Origin of the sequence: Nocardiopsis protaetiae (genome assembly GCF_045446735.1) — a bacterium.
Classification (GTDB): domain Bacteria; phylum Actinomycetota; class Actinomycetes; order Streptosporangiales; family Streptosporangiaceae; genus Nocardiopsis; species Nocardiopsis protaetiae.
Genome location: NZ_JBJJBV010000045.1, coordinates 1 through 16,343, shown reverse-complemented (window position 1 = coordinate 16,343; position 16,343 = coordinate 1). Strand labels below are relative to the sequence as shown.

At 70.4% G+C, this 16,343-nt stretch carries 14 protein-coding genes; 13 read left to right on the top strand and 1 reads right to left on the bottom strand.

The window, feature by feature from the left end; genetic code table 11:
* Positions 1-2: 2 nt before the first annotated feature.
* Positions 3-2,627, bottom strand: coding sequence for a S8 family serine peptidase (locus tag ACJOT3_RS09890; protein WP_406971141.1), 2,625 nt, complete (start codon positions 2,625-2,627; stop codon positions 3-5).
* Positions 2,628-3,263: 636 nt separating this feature from the next.
* Between ACJOT3_RS09890 and ACJOT3_RS09885 the strand changes: the two genes are divergently transcribed.
* The 13 genes from ACJOT3_RS09885 (at position 3,264) to ACJOT3_RS09825 (ending at position 16,284) form a co-directional block, all read left to right on the top strand.
* Entirely contained in the window at positions 3,264-4,274 is a 1,011-nt protein-coding gene (locus tag ACJOT3_RS09885; protein WP_406971139.1) for an ABC transporter substrate-binding protein, read from the top strand.
* A complete protein-coding gene (locus ACJOT3_RS09880; protein ID WP_406971137.1) occupies positions 4,274-5,311 on the top strand; it encodes a FecCD family ABC transporter permease in 1,038 nt (345 codons plus the stop codon). The genes ACJOT3_RS09885 and ACJOT3_RS09880 overlap by 1 nt, the downstream gene beginning before the upstream one ends.
* A gap of 113 nt (positions 5,312-5,424) precedes the next feature.
* Complete coding sequence (gene ftsY, locus ACJOT3_RS09875; RefSeq protein WP_406971135.1) at positions 5,425-6,603, top strand: signal recognition particle-docking protein FtsY; 1,179 nt, start codon at positions 5,425-5,427, stop codon at positions 6,601-6,603.
* Between the two features lie 444 nt (positions 6,604-7,047).
* Positions 7,048-8,370 (top strand): ammonium transporter, encoded by a 1,323-nt coding sequence (locus tag ACJOT3_RS09870; protein WP_406971134.1) that lies wholly within the window; start codon positions 7,048-7,050, stop codon positions 8,368-8,370.
* Positions 8,371-8,777: 407 nt separating this feature from the next.
* Positions 8,778-9,980 (top strand): LolA-like protein, encoded by a 1,203-nt coding sequence (locus tag ACJOT3_RS09865; RefSeq protein ID WP_406971133.1) that lies wholly within the window; start codon positions 8,778-8,780, stop codon positions 9,978-9,980.
* Between the two features lie 143 nt (positions 9,981-10,123).
* Complete coding sequence (gene ffh, locus ACJOT3_RS09860) at positions 10,124-11,719, top strand: signal recognition particle protein (protein WP_406971131.1); 1,596 nt, start codon at positions 10,124-10,126, stop codon at positions 11,717-11,719.
* A gap of 179 nt (positions 11,720-11,898) precedes the next feature.
* A complete protein-coding gene (gene rpsP, locus ACJOT3_RS09855; protein ID WP_406971129.1) occupies positions 11,899-12,342 on the top strand; it encodes a 30S ribosomal protein S16 in 444 nt (147 codons plus the stop codon).
* A 1-nt stretch (position 12,343) separates the two neighbouring features.
* The gene (locus ACJOT3_RS09850) at positions 12,344-12,586 is read left to right on the top strand and encodes an RNA-binding protein (protein WP_073379813.1); all 243 of its coding nucleotides are present in this window, start codon (positions 12,344-12,346) and stop codon (positions 12,584-12,586) included.
* A gap of 221 nt (positions 12,587-12,807) precedes the next feature.
* Complete coding sequence (gene rimM / locus ACJOT3_RS09845) at positions 12,808-13,320, top strand: ribosome maturation factor RimM (protein WP_406971127.1); 513 nt, start codon at positions 12,808-12,810, stop codon at positions 13,318-13,320.
* 64 nt (positions 13,321-13,384) lie between these two features.
* Entirely contained in the window at positions 13,385-14,218 is an 834-nt protein-coding gene (gene trmD / locus ACJOT3_RS09840) for a tRNA (guanosine(37)-N1)-methyltransferase TrmD (protein ID WP_406971125.1), read from the top strand.
* A 213-nt stretch (positions 14,219-14,431) separates the two neighbouring features.
* Positions 14,432-14,791, top strand: a complete 360-nt coding sequence (gene rplS / locus ACJOT3_RS09835; RefSeq protein ID WP_406971123.1) for a 50S ribosomal protein L19 — start codon at positions 14,432-14,434, stop codon at positions 14,789-14,791.
* A 62-nt stretch (positions 14,792-14,853) separates the two neighbouring features.
* Complete coding sequence (gene lepB / locus ACJOT3_RS09830; protein ID WP_406971121.1) at positions 14,854-15,711, top strand: signal peptidase I; 858 nt, start codon at positions 14,854-14,856, stop codon at positions 15,709-15,711.
* Positions 15,712-15,957: 246 nt separating this feature from the next.
* A complete protein-coding gene (locus ACJOT3_RS09825) occupies positions 15,958-16,284 on the top strand; it encodes a DUF2469 domain-containing protein (protein WP_073379808.1) in 327 nt (108 codons plus the stop codon).
* Positions 16,285-16,343 lie beyond the last annotated feature (59 nt).

Below are 16,343 nucleotides of genomic sequence, written 5' to 3'. Positions count from 1 at the left end.
GGTCAGCCCCGCTCGATGGTGATGACCGGGGAGGTCCAGGTCTCCCAGTGGTCGGGGTTGCCGGCGTCGCCGAGCGCCTTGAGGGCGCGCAGCTCCAGCCGGTACTCGCCGTTCTTCACGTCCTTGACGCTGCCGTGCGCGTCGACGTAGGTGCCGTCCCACACGTAGCTGTGGAACGAGGTCGGCGTGGCGTTGCGGCCGACGTGGTCGACCGACACCGCGATGTTGTTGCGCGGGTGGACCGGGCGGCCGGTCCGGTTGTCGATGATCACCAGCTCCAGCTTGGAGACGTGGTGGTCCAGGTGGGCGATGATGTACGGCACGTCGGGCAGGCCGTCCACCCACTCCAGGGTGTAGGTCCCGCCGTCGGCGCGGTTCTGGAAGGAGCCGCCGGAGGCGCACTCCAGGCCGTTGAACGCGGTGCAGGCGGTGATCGAGGTCAGCCAGGGCAGCCCGCTGTCGGTCGGGGTGACCGCGGTGATCTCCTGGTAGTTCCCGTTGTAGGCGGCGTAGGGGACCCGGAAGGTCTCGCCGTCGGCCTGGGACACCACCACGTACCCGCCGTAGATCATCTGCGTGTAGTCGCGGGCGGGCGGGGTCACGGTGACCTGGACGTCCACGGAGGCGCCCGCGGCGACGGTCACCTTGTCGGAGTCGAACGCCACGCCGGCGAAGCCGTCGTTGAAGCTCGGCGCGAAGGTGTTCCCGTGGGTGCCCAGCGCGGCCTCGTGGGACAGCTCGTAGACGGCCTCGTCGTCACCGTCGTTGGTGATGGTGACGGTCGCCGTGGTCGGACCCTCGGTCGCGCCCAGGGACAGCTTGCCCGGGGTGACCGTTGAGGCGGCCAGCACCGAGCCCGGGATGTCGAGCATGCCCGCGCCCTGGCGGTGGACGTTGTCCAGGAGGCCGAGGCCGGGGTTGCCCCACCAGGCCTTGGGGTCGGCGCTGTTCTGCAGGACGGTGCGCACCTCGTGCGCGTCCAGGTCGGGGCGGGCCTGTAGCAGCAGGGCCACGCCGCCCGCCACGTGCGGCGACGACATCGAGGTGCCGCTGATGGTGGCGTAGCTGCCCTTGGCGACCGGGTAGGTCGAGTTGATCAGACCGCCCGGGGCGCCGATGTCCGGCTTGACGGCCAGGTCGGCGGCCAGGCCGTAGGAGCTGAAGTTGCTGATCAGGCCGCCGGTCGGGTTGGGAACGGTGATGACCTCGTCGCTCCAGCTCAGGGTGACGGGCTCGTCGCCCTCCAGCAGTTCGAGCAGGTGCAGGCCGGAGTCGTTGGCGACGCCGACGGAGAACGCGCCGCGGTCCACGATGCCGCCGCCCGCGAACAGGCCGGGGACGTTGTTGTAGACGACGACGCCGGTGGCACCCGCGTCGACGGCGGCGTCGTACTTCTCGACGAAGGTGCAGTCGCCGCGGATGACGAGCGCGGTCTTGCCCGTCAGGTCGCCGACGGTGTCGCCCAGGGCGGTGCAGGCCCGGCCGGCCGCCGCGAGCGGGTCGGTCTCACCGGAGGTGGGGGGCTCGGCCGCCCCGCCCATGTTCATGTAGGCGACGGCCTGGCCGCTGGGGTTGGCCACCGCGGAGACGCTCTGGACGTGGGTGTTGTCGAAGGACGCGACGCCGATGACGTGCTCGCCCAGGCCGGGCGCGCCCGCCGAGTACAGGCCGGTGGCGCCCTCGTTGCCGATGGAGGCGACCACGACCATGCCCTGGTCGACCAGGTTGTCGGAGGCGGTGGCGGTCGGGTACTGCGGCCAGGAGTGGGAGGAGCCGATGCTCATGTTGAGCACGTCCATGTCGTCGGCCAGGGCCTGCTCCATGGCGGCGACCATGATGTCGGAGGTGGTGGAGCCGGCGCAGCCGAACACCTTGTAGGCGCCGAACACGACGTCGGGGGCCACACCGGTGACCTCGCCCTCGGCGCCGACGATGCCGGCGACGTGGGTGCCGTGGCCGTTGCAGTCCTGGGGGTCCTCGTCGGGGGCCGGGACGGCGTTCGGGTCCTGGGCGTTGAAGTCGTCGCCGACGAAGTCGTACCCGGCGACCACGCGGTCGTTGGGGAAGCCGCCGCCGCCCAGGTCGGGGTGGGTGTAGTCGACGCCGGTGTCCATGATGGCGACCCGGACGCCCTCGCCGGTCAGGCCGAGCTCGTTCTGGGCGATGTCGGCGCCGGTCATGGGGAGCGCGGTGTCGAGGTCGGGGACGTTCTCGTCCGCCTCGGGGATCTCATAGGTGACGACGGGGTAGATGGCCTGGACGCCGGGGATGGAGCGCGCGGTGCTGATCTGCGCGTCGTCCATCTCGACGGAGAAGCCGTTCCACAGGTCGGTGAAGGAGTGGCGTTCGTCGTACTCCAGGCCGAATTCCTCGGCCTCGGTGCGGAAATCGTCCTGTTCGGCGTCGACCTTCGCCGCGGAGGTGCCCTGGGTGGTGGGCGGGCTCTCCAGCTCGATGAACCACAGGCCGTTCGCCTGGTGGACGAGTTCGCCGTCCTCGGGGGTGGGAACGGGGTGCAGGGGCGCGAGCTCCGAGATCTCGTCGGCTCCCGCCGGGGCGGCGGAGACGAGTCCCGCCAGCAGGGTCAGCCCGGCGAGCGACGCCAGGTGTTTACGGTGGGGTGCCACCTTGTCAACACATCCCTTCTCTGCGCGCGCCTCGGGACGCCGGGGGAATGGTGGCGGGACAGCCCGTGGGGGTACGGGAGTACACGGTTGGGGCTATACACCGCGTCAAGTCCTTACTCGGTTAAATGGCGCGCATAGCAACGAGATCATTGCTGTGTGCCATCTCTGTGTCAATGTTCGCCAAGACTCAATCTGGCCACACGAAGGGTGAAAACGCTCCCACGTGACGTGTGTGGCACATGGTGAGAAATAGGATGAAAAATCCCTTTCATCCGAATTTCTGTGGGCCAGAATTCTGGTACCGGGTTCCCTTTTTCCGGGTGTTCGCGGGGAAGGCCCAGGTGGGCGCGGTGTGCGCGGTGCGCACCCGGCCGGTCACCGCCGGGCGCCGACCAGTACAGTGGGAGGGCCGATCCGCCCCGCACACGGGCGACCGGCCGGTGTCGACGAAGCGAAGTCCGGTACCGCGGCCGCCTGCGGCCGCCCAACCCGGCGCTGCCCCGCAACCGTGAAGCCCCGCCCCGGCGGGGACGAGCCGGGTCGCCTTACCGACACCGCACGACACCGTCCTCGTGGGAGGGACAGGCAGTCCTCCGCCAAGGTTGCTCCCCTTCCCCCGGTTCCCCAAGGAGCACCGTGCGGATCGCACACCGACTTCCCGTCGTCCTGCTGGGCGCGACGCTCGCCCTCACCGCCTGCGGCACCTCAGGCGAGGAGCCCGAGCCCGCCGAGTCCGCCGAGCCGGGCGCCGGCACCGCGGCCGCGACCTGTGCGCCGCCCGCGGCCGACCCCGACCGCCCCACCGTCGGCGACGGCACCTTCCCGGTCACGCTCACCGACGCCACCGGCGAGGTCACCCTGGAGGCCGCGCCCGAGCGCATCGTCTCCCTCTCCCCGACCCACACCGAGATGCTCTTCGCCGTCGGCGCGGGCGACCTGGTCGAGGCCGCGGACGAGTACTCCAATCACCCGGCCGAGGCCCCCACCACCGACCTGAGCGGGTTCACGCCCAGCGTGGAGGCCGTCACCGAGTACGACCCCGACCTGGTCGTCATGTCCGACAGCAGCATCGAGGTCGCCGGGCAGCTCGCCGAGGTCGACATCCCCACCCTCGTGCTGCCGGCCGCCGCCACCCTGGAGGACACCTACGCCCAGCTGCGCCTGCTGGGCGACGCCACCGGCCACAGCGAGGACGCCGACATCGAGGCGACCCGGGTCGAGACCGAGTTCACCAAGGTGGTCGAAGAGGTCTGCGCCGAGGCGGGCGACAGCGGGCTGACCTTCTACCAGGAGCTCGACGAGACCCCCTTCACCGCCACCTCCGCCACTTTCGTCGGCCAGATCTACTCCTCGTTCGGCCTGGTCAACATCGCCGACGCGGCCGACGAGGACGGCGCCGCCGGGGGCTACCCGCAGCTCTCGCAGGAGTACATCGTCGAGGCGAACCCCGACCTGATCTACCTGTCCTACGGTGACGACGACGCCGTCGCGGCCGTCGCCGAGCGCCCCGCCTTCGACACCGTCACCGCCGTGCGGAACGACGCCGTCTACCTGCTCGACGCCGACATCGCCTCCCGCTGGGGACCGCGCGTGGTCGACTTCGCGCGGCTCGTCGGAGACTCCGTCCTAGAGAACGCGGACAAGTAATGCCCAAGGGCGTCGTCGGTGTCCCCCTCGGCTGGGGTGCGGGCGGCCTGGTCGTGCTGGCCGCGGCCGTCCTCTTCGGGATCTCCGCGGGAGCGGCCTCCCTGTCCGCCGCCGACATCGTCCTGCACCTGCTGAGCCTCCTGCCGCTCGACGTGGAGTCACCGCTCACCGAGCGGCAGGCGGCCCTGCTGGTCGAACTCCGGCTGCCCCGGGTGGTCATGGGCGCCGTCGTCGGCGCCCTGCTGGCCACCGCGGGCGCCGCCTACCAGGGCGTCTTCCGCAACCCGCTGGCCGACCCCTACCTGCTGGGGGCCGCAGCCGGGGCCGGGCTGGGCGCCACCGCCGTCATCGTCTTCGGGAGCCAGATCAGCGACGCGCCGCGGGCGCTGGTGCCGGTGGCCGCGTTCGCCGGGGCCCTGGTCGGGGTCGCCGCCGCCTACCTGCTCGGCGCCACCGCGGGCGGGGGCGGCACCGCCGCGCTCGTCCTGGCCGGGGTGGCGGTGTCCTCGTTCCTGTCGGCGGTGCAGACGTTCGTCCAGCAGATGGGCACCGACCAGCTCCAGCGCATTTACGCCTGGCTGCTGGGCGGCCTGGGCCGGGGCGGCTGGGACGACGTGCGCCTGATCGCCCCCTACGCCGTGGTCGGGATGCTCGTCCTGCTGGTGTGCGGGCACCTGCTCGACATGCTCGCGCTGGGCGACGACAAGGCGGTCAGCCTGGGGCTCGACCCGGCCGTGGTGCGGATCATCGTGATCTCCGCCGCGTCGCTGGCCACCGCCGCCGCGGTGTCGGTGAGCGGGCTCATCGGGTTCGTCGGCATCGTGGTGCCGCACATCGTGCGCCGCCTGGTGGGGTCGAGCTACCGGGCGATCCTGCCGGTCACCATGATCGTCGGCGCGGCCTTCCTGGTCGCCGTCGACATCGTCGCGCGCACCGTGGTGGCCCCGGCCGAACTGCCCATCGGGGTGGTCACCGCGTTCCTGGGCGCGCCGTTCTTCGTGCTGATCCTGCGCACCACCCGCCACCGCTCCGTCTGAGCGGGGCCGCCCCTTCCGCCCGAGCGGGGCCGTCCCCGGTCACCGGTTCGTTCCCGGCACGCCACCCCGGCGTGATGCGAACGCGTCGAACACTCTGGGAGACTGGGCGGGCTATGGAAATCTACTTGTACGCAGGTCTTGCCATCGTCCTCGTGCTCGCGGCCGTCGGCGGATTCTTCCTGGTCAGGACCCGGCGTTCGGTCGCGCCGGGTGAGGAGGACACCGCCCCCGAGGTCACCCGGGAGCCCAAGCCCACCGCCCCGGAGGACCGGGAGAAGGACGGCGGCGCCGACCTCCTCCCACCCGCCCAGGCACCTCCGGCGGGGGCGACCGCGCCCCCGGCCCCCGCCGAACCCGAACTGGAGACGCCCCCGCCCTCGGCCGGGCGCATGGTCCGGCTGCGCGCCCGGCTCGCCCGGTCGCAGAGCACCCTGGGCCAGGGGCTGCTCAACCTCCTGTCCTCCTCCTCGCTGGACGAGGACGCCTGGGAGGAGATCGAGGACACCCTCATCACCGCCGACATCGGCGTCACCTCCGCCACGCAGATCGTGGAGAACCTGCGCACCAAGGTCAAGGTGCTGGGGACCCGCGACCACGACGAGGTCCGCGCCCTGCTGCGCGAGGAGCTGCTCGCCCAGATCCGCACCGACGCCGACCGCGAGGTGCGCACCGCGCCGCACGGCGACCGCCCCGCGGTCATCATGGTCGTCGGCGTCAACGGCACCGGGAAGACCACCACCACCGGCAAGCTGGCCCGGGTGCTGGTGGGCGACGGCCGCACGGTCGTCCTGGGCGCCGCCGACACCTTCCGCGCCGCCGCCAGCGAACAGCTCCAGACCTGGGGCTCGCGGGTGGGCGCGCCGGTCGTGCGCAAGGAGGAGGGCGCCGACCCGGCCAGCGTGGCCTTCGACGCCGTGGCCCGCGGCATCGACGACGGCGTCGACACCGTCATCATCGACACCGCCGGGCGCCTGCACACCAAGACGGGCCTGATGGACGAGCTCGGCAAGGTCAAGCGGGTGGTGGAGAAGAAGTCCCAGGTGGACGAGGTGCTGCTGGTGCTGGACGCCACCACCGGCCAGAACGGCCTGCGCCAGGCGCGGGTGTTCGCCGAGGTGGTCAACGTGACCGGCATCGCGCTCACCAAGCTGGACGGCACCGCCAAGGGCGGCATCATCGTGCAGGTCCAGCGGGAGCTGGGCGTGCCGGTCAAGCTGGTCGGCCTGGGCGAGGGGCCCGACGACCTGGCGCCGTTCGACCCCGAGGTGTTCGTGGACGCGATCCTCGGCTGAGAGCAGAGCCCCCGAGACGGCCGGTCCTTCCTACGGGAGGGCCGGCCGTCGGCGTGTGCGGGTCGGCGCACAGGCGGTGCGCGGACGTTCTGTGACCTACGTCATGCGATGGAAATTCCGGTGTTACACGGGACGGTGACTTCCTGGCAATGACTCCGTTATCGCCGTGAGATGTCACCTTGGGTGAAGGGAATATCGCTCACAGTCGAGGTGGGGGCGTTCGGTCTGCGCCGATGCACGTGCATTGGTCGCTTGCGGGGGGTCTGTTCACGGTTCCTTAACACGGCTGGCTGTCCTTTTACCCCGGTGCAACACGTCGGGCGCCACCGAGAAACACCCCGGTCGGACAGTTGCCTGCGTGGTGATCTGCATCGGGCCCGATGATGCGCTCGCTGACTGCCGCCCTCACAGACAATCCCCCGTCCGTCCTATGGAGGCGACGTAATGATTGACACCGGCACGACAGCCTGGCTGTTGACCAGTGCAGCGCTCGTGATGCTCATGACACCGGGCCTGGCCTTCTTCTACGGAGGCATGTCGCGGGCCAAGAGCGTCCTGAACATGATGCTGATGAGCTTCGCCAGCATCGCCGTCATCAGCATGCTCTGGGTCCTGGTCGGTCACTCCCTGACCTACTCCGAGGGCTTCGGCGCCTTCGACATGTTCATCGGCGGCTTCGACTACATCGGCCTCACCTCCCTGATCGGTGAGGTCGACGCCGAGGGCGGCTACCCGCTCCTGGTCGACGCGGGCTTCCAGATGATGTTCGCGATCATCACCGTCGCCCTGATCAGCGGCGCCATCGCCGACCGGGCCAAGTTCGGCGCCTGGCTGCTGTTCGCCCCGCTGTGGGCCCTGCTGGTCTACTTCCCCGTCGCCCACTGGGTCTGGGGCAGCGGCTGGATCGGCAACCTGAGCATCGGCGGCTACGAGGTCATCGACTTCGCCGGCGGTACCGCGGTCCACATCAACTCCGGCGCCGCCGCGCTGGCCCTGACCTTCGTGCTCGGCCGCCGCAAGGGCTTCGGCTCGGAGTCCATGCGCCCGCACAACCTGCCGTTCGTCCTGCTGGGCGCCTCGCTGCTGTGGTTCGGCTGGTTCGGCTTCAACGCCGGCTCCGCCTACGCCGCCGACACCACCGCCGGCCTGGCCCTGGTCAACACCCAGGTCGCCACCGCCGCCGCCACCGCCGCCTGGATGCTCGTCGAGCGCATCCGCTACGGCAAGGTCAGCGCGCTGGGCTTCGCCTCCGGCGCCATCGCGGGCCTGGTCGCGATCACCCCGTCGGCCGCCAACGTCACCCCGGTCGGCGCGATCATCCTCGGCCTGCTCGCCGGTGCCATCTGCGCCTACGCCATCAGCTGGAAGTTCAAGTTCAAGTACGACGACGCCCTGGACGTGGTCGGCATCCACATGGTCGGCGGCATCATCGGCTGCCTGGCCCTGGGCTTCCTGGCCTCCGACCTCGCCGGCGGCGCCGGCAACGGCCTCTTCTACGGGGGCGGCATCGGCCTCCTCGCCGTCCAGGCCATCTCGGTCGTCGGCGTCCTGCTCTACTCCTTCGTCGTCACCTTCATCATCGGCAAGGTCATCGACCTCATCGTCGGGTTCCGCATCCCCGAGGAGGTCGAGACCAACGGGCTCGACCACGAGCTGCACGCCGAGTCGGCCTACGCCTTCGATGAGCTGGACGAGCTGGAGGCCGAAGCGGTCTCCTCGCCGACGCCTCCGGGCGGGGAGCCGGCCTCATCGCAGGCCAAGGCCTAGTCTTCAACGTTGAGGCCAGGGGTCTTGCGCCGCTGACGCGGTGAGGTGACCCAGGGGCCGGCGGGGAGTGATCCCCGTCGGCCCCGTCGTCGTTCACGGGGCCGCCGCTTCTACGGAATCACCGCATCTGCCGCATATGGGCGCATTCATACCCGATGTTGGCCGTGCCCTGTGCCGTGGTTCGATACCCTTGCGTGGCGGTGCGGTCGGGGCACCGGACACCGCCGAGGCCGTGTCGGGGCCGGTCGCACGGCCGGATCGCGCGAAACGCCCACGCCGACCCGAACCCGGGGGCGTGCAGGCGCATCCCAGGGGACGAGCGGGTCGAGGGGGCGCACCCCGACCGGACTCCCGGAAGAAACCACGCTGATTCGTACGTGCCCCGCGCAGCGGGGTCAGGAGGCAAGATGGCGCCGGTCATTCACAACAGGCTTCGCAGGGGCGGGCGCACCGTGCTCGCCGCGGCGGGTGCGACGGTCGTGCTCGGCCTGGCCGGATGCTCCATCGACCTGAGCAACCTGCGCCCCGGCGGCGGCGAGGAGCCCAGCCCCGAACCCGCCGAGCCCGTGGCCGCCGCGCCCCTGGTGGAGCAGGCGCTCACCGACCTCGCCGCCTACCAGGGCCTGGTCGCCACCGGCCAGGCGGCCGAGAGCGTGGGCGCCGACGTGCGCGACGTCGCGCTCACCGTCGCCGACGGCGGCACCGCCAGCGGCACCATCCGCTCCGGCAGCATCGAGGCCGAGGTCATCAGCGCCGACGGGCGGATCTTCATCCGGGCGCTGGAGGACTTCTGGCTCGACCAGGGCGTCTTCGCCCCCGACTTCGACGAGTTCGGCGGCAACTGGGTGCGCGCCTCCACCGCGCAGGCCGGGATCAACCCCAGCGCCGTGCTCGCGCCGCCGGTCCTCGCCGAGATCCTCGGCGGCATCGAGCTGGAGTCGGACGAGGCCGTCGAGGAGAACCTGGACGGCACCCTCACCCACCGCATCGACCTGGCCGGCGAGCGCAACCAGATGTGGATCGACGCCGAGAGCGGCCAGGTCAAGCGCATCGCCATCGAGGAGCTCGTGGCCCCCGAGGCGGAGAGCGGCCCGCAGGTGCGCCTGGACCTGGCCGAGGCCGACACGGCCGCCGTCGAGACGCTCTACGACGGGGTCATCACCACCACCACGGACGAGCTCGGCTCCTCACGCGACGCGCGCATCGAGGTCGGCTGGGACGGCCAGGCCGACATGACCTGCTCGGACGGCCCCAACTGCACCTGGTCGGGCACCGTCCGCGACTCCGCCGGGACCGGCAGCGGCACGGTCGCCGTCCGCATGGACGTGACCTTCAGCAACTCCGAGATCGGTGAGCAGACCTGCAACGACAGCGGGAACCTGGAGGCGGGCGGCACGCTGGACCTGTCGTGCAGCGCCGACTACAACATCGTCAGCCAGACCCAGCAGACGTACACGATCGACGGCAACGCCACCCTGAGCACCCGGGGCCTGCCCGGCGGGCAGCAGGAGAGCATGCTGGAGGCGCTGAACGAGCAGCGCGAGTCCACCCTCTCCGGCGGCGGCGAGCCCACCGACGGGGCGAGCGAAGAGGACGAGGGCGGCAACTAGCCCGTCGTTCGGACATACGGGGAGGGGCCGGGGTTTTCCCGGCCCCTCCTCCCAGTTCCGGCCGCCCCGACGGGTTTCCGCCCGTGTGATGAGGTCCGGGTAGGCTTAGAGACCAATTCCGAGACGAAGGACTGGCCACACTCGTGTTCGAGACGCTTTCCGACCGGCTGACATCGGTCTTCTCCCAGCTGCGGGGCAAGGGGCGCCTGTCCGAAGAGGACATCAACGCGACCGCGCGGGAGATCCGTCTCGCGCTGTTGGAGGCGGACGTCGCCCTGCCCGTGGTCCGCGACTTCATCGCGCGGATCAAGGAGCGCTCCCGGGGCGAGGAGGTCTCCAAGGCCCTCAACCCGGCCCAGCAGGTCATCAAGATCGTCAACGAGGAGCTCATCGAGGTCCTCGGCGGCGAGACCCGCCAGATCCGCTACGCCAAGAACCCGCCCACCGTCATCATGCTGGCGGGCCTGCAGGGTGCCGGTAAGACCACCCTGGCGGGCAAGCTCGCCAAGTGGCTGGGCGCCCAGCGCAACACGCCGCTGCTGGTCGCCGCCGACCTCCAGCGCCCCAACGCGGTCACCCAGCTCCAGGTCGTCGGCGAGCGCGCCGGCACCCCCGTCTTCGCGCCCGAGCCCGGCAACGGCGTCGGCGACCCGGTCGAGGTCGCCCGCCGGTCCATCGAGTTCGCCGAGCGCAACAACCACAACATCGTCATCATCGACACCGCGGGCCGCCTCGGTGTCGACACCGAGATGATGCGGCAGGCCGCGGACATCCGCGACGCCGTCTCGCCCGACGAGATCATCTTCGTCGTCGACGCGATGATCGGCCAGGACGCCGTCAACACCGCCCAGGCCTTCCTGGACGGGGTCGGCTACGACGCGGTCGCCCTCACCAAGCTCGACGGCGACGCGCGCGGCGGTGCCGCGCTGTCGATCCGGCACATCACCGGCCGTCCCATCATGTTCGCCTCCACCGGCGAGAAGCTGGACGACTTCGACCTGTTCCACCCGGACCGGATGGCCTCGCGCATCCTGGACATGGGTGACGTGCTCACGCTCATCGAGCAGGCGCAGCGCACGTTCGACGAGGCCGAGGTCCAGAAGATGGCCTCGACCATGGCGTCGGACGAGGACTTCACGCTGGACGACTTCCTCCAGCAGATGATGATGGTCCGCAAGCTCGGCCCCATCGGCAACCTGCTCGGCATGATGCCCGGCATGGGCCAGATGCGCGACCAGATCGACAACATCGACGACAAGGCCCTGGACCGCCTCCAGGCGATCATCCAGTCGATGACGCCCGGCGAGCGCGCCAACCCCAAGATGATCAACGGTTCGCGCCGCCTGCGCATCGCCAACGGTTCGGGCACCCAGGTCGGCGACGTCAACAGCCTCGTCACCCGGTTCTTCGAGGCGCAGAAGGTCATGCGCAAGATGAAGAACGGCGGCATGCCCGGGATCCCCGGCATGCCCGGCATGGGCGGTGGCGGCGCGGGCGCCCGCAAGAAGGCCAAGGCCCAGCAGAAGAAGAAGGGCAAGCAGCGCAGCGGCAACCCGATGAAGGCCCGCCAGCAGGAGCTGGAGCGCCAGCAGCGCCGCAAGGAGCAGCAGGAGAACGCCCAGCCCCAGCTGCCCCCGGGCTTCGGCGGCGGCAAGCAGCCGCAGCTGCCGCCCGCGTTCGGCGGCGGCGGAATGCCGAACATGCCCGACCTGTCCGACTTCAAGCTGCCTGAGAAGTAGACCACGCCGCCGGGTTGTCCAAGGAACCCGTGGGTGTCTGGCACAATGAGTAGTCGACTAACGGTGGCGGGCCGGCCCTCTAACTAGCCCTCCGCCCACGTCTGTTCCGGTGGGTTCCACAACCCCACGTGGCCGCCCCACCGGGCGCCTCAACCGTTAATCGGGAGAAGACCACTCCAGTGGCTGTCAAACTGAAGCTCAAGCGTATGGGCAAGATCCGTACGCCCCAGTACCGCATCGTCGTCGCCGACTCCCGCACCAAGCGTGACGGCAAGGCGATCGAGGAGATCGGCAAGTACCACCCCAAGGAGCACCCGAGCCTGATCCAGGTCGACTCCGAGCGGGTCCAGTACTGGCTCGGCGTGGGCGCCCAGCCCTCCGACGCGGTCAAGGTCCTCCTGCGCAAGACCGGCGACTGGCAGAAGTTCAAGGGTCTGGCCGCGCCGGCCCCGCTGAAGGTCGCCGAGGCCAAGGACCCGGAGGCCAAGGAGGCCGCCTTCCAGGCCGCTCTGAAGGAGCTCGTGCTCCCGGGCGCCGAGAAGAAGACCGCCGCTCCGAAGAAGAAGGCGGAGAAGCCCGCCGAGGAGACCGCTGAGGCCGAGAAGTCCGAGGGCGAGGCCTGACGTGCTGGAAGAGGCGCTTGAGCACCTCGTGAAGGGGATCGTTGCTAACACCGACGATGTCCAGGTGCGGGTCAAACGACTCCGCAAGGGCAAAGTCCTGGAGGTCCGGGTGCACCCCGACGACCTCGGCAAGGTGATCGGCCGTAACGGACGCACCGCCAAGGCCCTGCGCACCGTCATCGGAGCGCTGGCCGGCGGCCGCTACGTCCGCGTCGATCTGCTGGACCTGAACGAAGTGCGCTGACGCGCCTTGCGGGGGCGCCGATCTCGGTCGGCGCCCCCGCAGCCGTGCCCGGGGCCTTGAGAGGTCCCGGGCACGTTCTTTTCCCGTGGTCTCACCGCTGTCTTCCCGTGGTCCTCCCGCGGTTCCCTCCGGCACCCGTGGTGCCGGTTCCCTGACTGTTTCGCCTGTTTCCCCTGGTTTCCCGGTACCCGCGCGAGGGCGGGAGGGAGGACGGAGTCCCCATGCGTTTGGTGGTCGGCCGCATCGGCCGCGCCCACGGTATCCGCGGTGACGTCGCCATCGACGTGCGCACCGACACACCCGAGGAGCGGTTCTTCGTCGGCTCCGCCCTGGAGACCGACCGGGCCGGTGTCGGCCCGCTGACCATCGGCGCGGTGCGCGTGCACAGCGGCCGCCTGCTGGTGCGCTTCAAGGGCGTCGCCGACCGCACCGCGGCCGAGGAACTGCGCGGGATCACCCTGCTCATCGACTCCGAGGACCTCGGGCCCACCGGCGACCCCGACGAGTTCCACGACCACGAGCTCATCGGCCTGACCGCCGTCACCACCGACGGCGAGGAGGTCGGGACGGTGGACGACGTGCTCCACCACGCCCAGGACGTGCTGGTGCTGGCCGCTCCGGGCGGGCGCGAGGTGCTCGTCCCGTTCGTCGCCGAGCTGGTCCCCGAGGTGGACGTGGCCGGCGGCCGCATCGTCCTGGACCCGCCCCCCGGGCTGCTCGACCTCGCCGACTGAGCCGACCGGGCCGCCTGAGCCTCCCGGGCCGACCGAGCCTCCTGAGCCGACTGAAGGACGCGCCGTGCGCATCGACATCATCAGCATCTTCCCCGACTACTTCGCGCCGCTGGAGCTCTCCCTCATCGGCAAGGCGCGCACCTCCGGGCTGCTCGACGTGCACGTCCACGACCTGCGCTCGTGGACCCACGACCGCCACAACACCGTGGACGACACCCCCTACGGCGGCGGCCCCGGCATGGTGATGAAGCCCGAGCCGTGGGGCGAGGCCCTGGACGCCGTGGTCGGCGACGCGCCCGCCCGGCTCATCCTGCCCACCCCCAGCGGCCGCCCCTTCCGGCAGGCCGACGCCGAACGGCTGGCCGGGGAGGGACACCTCGTGTTCGGCTGCGGCCGCTACGAGGGCATCGACTCCCGGGTCGCCCAGGACGCCGCCGAGCGGATGCCCGTCGAGGAGATCAGCATCGGCGACTACGTGCTCAACGGCGGGGAGTCGGCGACGCTGGTCATGGTCGAGGCGATCACCCGCCTGCTGCCCGGGGTGCTGGGCAACCGGGAGTCCGCGGTGCAGGACTCGTTCGCCTCCGGCGGCATGGAGAACCTGGTCGAGGGGCCGATCTACACCAAGCCCGCCGTGTGGCGCGAGCGCGAGGTCCCGCCGGTCCTGCTGTCGGGCAACCACGGCGCGGTCGACCGCTGGCGGCGCGACGAGGCGCTGCGCAAGACCGCGCGCAACCGTCCCGACCTGGTGGCCGCGATGCCCGCGGAGTTCCTGGACCGGCGGGACCGGGAGGTCCTGGCCGAGGTGGAGGCGGCCAAGGCGGATGCGGCCGGGGTGGCCGGGGCGGATGCGCCCGGGACGGGTGTGCCGGGGGCGGATCTACCCGGGGCCACCTGAGCAGGGGGTTCGGCGCGCTTCCCGGGATGTGGCAAACTGGGTGGGTTCCCCCCTGGTGACCCTTAGGCATCCGCATGCCGGCGGTACGACGTCGGCCTCTGTGTCGGTCACCCGGGCGGTTCGACAGTCAGACCCTTACGGGCCATCGCCCGCGCACCCCCGCACGTTTCGAGCGGCGGGGTGGGACGCGGCGCGCTATTGATGAGGATTCAGATGCACACCGCCATTCAGGAGCTGGAGAAGGCCCAGCTGCGTTCCGACGTCCCGGAGTTCCGCCCCGGTGACACCCTCAACGTTCACGTGCGCGTGACCGAGGGCACCCGTACCCGTGTCCAGGTCTTCAAGGGCGTTGTCATCCGCCGCCAGGGCTCCGGCAACCGCGAGACCTTCACCATCCGCAAGGTGAGCTACGGCGTCGGCGTGGAGCGGACCTTCCCGATCCACACCCCGGCGATCGAGAAGTACGAGGTCGCCGCCCGCGGTCGCGTGCGTCGCGCCAAGCTGTACTACCTGCGCGACCTGCGCGGCAAGGCCGCCCGCATCCGCGAGCGCCGCGAGCCCGTCGGCCAGTAGTCGCCTGATTCCTCTCCGGAGTCGCGCCCGCGGTTTTCCCGCGCGGTATAAGCTTCGGCACGATGAACACAGACGACAGGGACCTCGGCGCGGACGGGGTTCAGGACGAGGATTCCGCCCGGCCCGGCCCGCAGGAGCACGGCTCCCCATCGGCTCCCGAGTCCGACCAGGACTCGGGAGCCGGTGTTGTCTCCGACGCCGAGGACACCGAGGCGGAGGAGAAGGCGGACGAGTCGATGAGCAAGGACAAGCAGGGGTCGTTCTGGAAGGAACTGCCCATCCTCATCGCGATCGCCCTGGTACTGGCGTTCGTGATCAGGACCTGGGTGATGCAGGCCTTCTACATCCCCTCCGGGTCGATGGAGAACACCCTGCTGGTCGGCGATCGCGTACTTGTCAACAAGGTCGTCTACCAGGTCCGCGACATTCAGCGCGGCGAGGTCGTGGTCTTCAACGGCGACGGGTCGTGGGACGACCCCAACACCGTGGTGATCCCCGAGCCGACCAACCCGATCGCGCGCGGCTTCACCTGGGTGCAGCAGCAGCTGGGCGCGGCGCCCACCGGCAAGGAGTACATCAAGCGGGTCATCGGCCTGCCCGGTGACGTGGTGGAGTGCTGCGACGAGCAGAAGCTCACGGTCAACGGCGTTGTCCTGGACGAGGAGGACTACCTCTACCCGGGCAGCCTGGCCTCGCACGAGGAGTTCGGCCCGGTCACCGTGCCCGAGGGGCACGTGTGGGTGATGGGCGACCACCGGTCGATCTCCTCCGACTCCCGGCGCAACCAGGGCAACCCCGGGGGCGGGGCGGTGCCCATCGACCATGTGGTCGGGCGGGCGTTCGTCATCATCTGGCCCTTCGACCAGGCCGGCGGCCTGGGGGTCCCGGAGACCTTCGCGCGACTGGACGACGACGCCTGACCGGGCGGCGCGGGACGGCGGGGGCGGCCGCGGGGGCGGGGTGGTGCGATCCATCCGAGGAAATCCTCTCGTCCGGGCACGAAAGTCCGTTCCGTGACGCATGATGGATCTCAGACCGTGTGGGTCTCGCGTGGAACGTCCCCGGGCCTCCCCCCGTTGGGAACAGCGTGAAGGCCGACAACGTGTGGATAGCAGGGAGGAACCGGACACCCCGGCCGGAGACTGCAGACGAAAGCGAGCACGTGGATGAGTTCTGAGGACCTGGAGAAGTACGAGGCCGAGATGGAGCTTCAGCTCTATCGCGAGTACCGGGACGTCGTGGGGCTGTTCGGCTACGTCGTGGAGACCGAGCGGCGGTTCTACCTGACCAACCACGTCGACCTGCAGCCGCGTTCCACCGAGAACGGGGAGATGTACTTCGAGGTCGTGATGGAGGACGCCTGGGTCTGGGACATGTACCGGCCCGCGCGGTTCGTCCGCAACGTCCGCGTCGTGACGTTCAAGGACGTCAACGTCGAGGAGATCACCAAGGCCGACATCGAGCTGCCCCCCGCGGAGGGCGGCCGGGACTGATCCCGGCCGGGGGCGCCCGCCGCGCCCCCGAGCACGGTTATCCACAGAAAAAAATCGAC

Excerpts from the sequence above, each read along its gene's own strand:
- ftsY (WP_406971135.1), top strand. The coding sequence starts at position 5,425 with ATGGAAATCTACTTGTACGCAGGTCTTGCCATCGTCCTCGTGCTCGCG.
- rimM (WP_406971127.1), top strand. The coding sequence starts at position 12,808 with ATGCGTTTGGTGGTCGGCCGCATCGGCCGCGCCCACGGTATCCGCGGT.
- ACJOT3_RS09870 (WP_406971134.1), top strand. The coding sequence starts at position 7,048 with ATGATTGACACCGGCACGACAGCCTGGCTGTTGACCAGTGCAGCGCTC.
- rplS (WP_406971123.1), top strand. The coding sequence starts at position 14,432 with ATGCACACCGCCATTCAGGAGCTGGAGAAGGCCCAGCTGCGTTCCGAC.
- lepB (WP_406971121.1), top strand. The coding sequence starts at position 14,854 with ATGAACACAGACGACAGGGACCTCGGCGCGGACGGGGTTCAGGACGAG.
- ACJOT3_RS09880 (WP_406971137.1), top strand. The coding sequence starts at position 4,274 with ATGCCCAAGGGCGTCGTCGGTGTCCCCCTCGGCTGGGGTGCGGGCGGC.
- ACJOT3_RS09825 (WP_073379808.1), top strand. The coding sequence starts at position 15,958 with ATGAGTTCTGAGGACCTGGAGAAGTACGAGGCCGAGATGGAGCTTCAG.
- ACJOT3_RS09865 (WP_406971133.1), top strand. The coding sequence starts at position 8,778 with ATGGCGCCGGTCATTCACAACAGGCTTCGCAGGGGCGGGCGCACCGTG.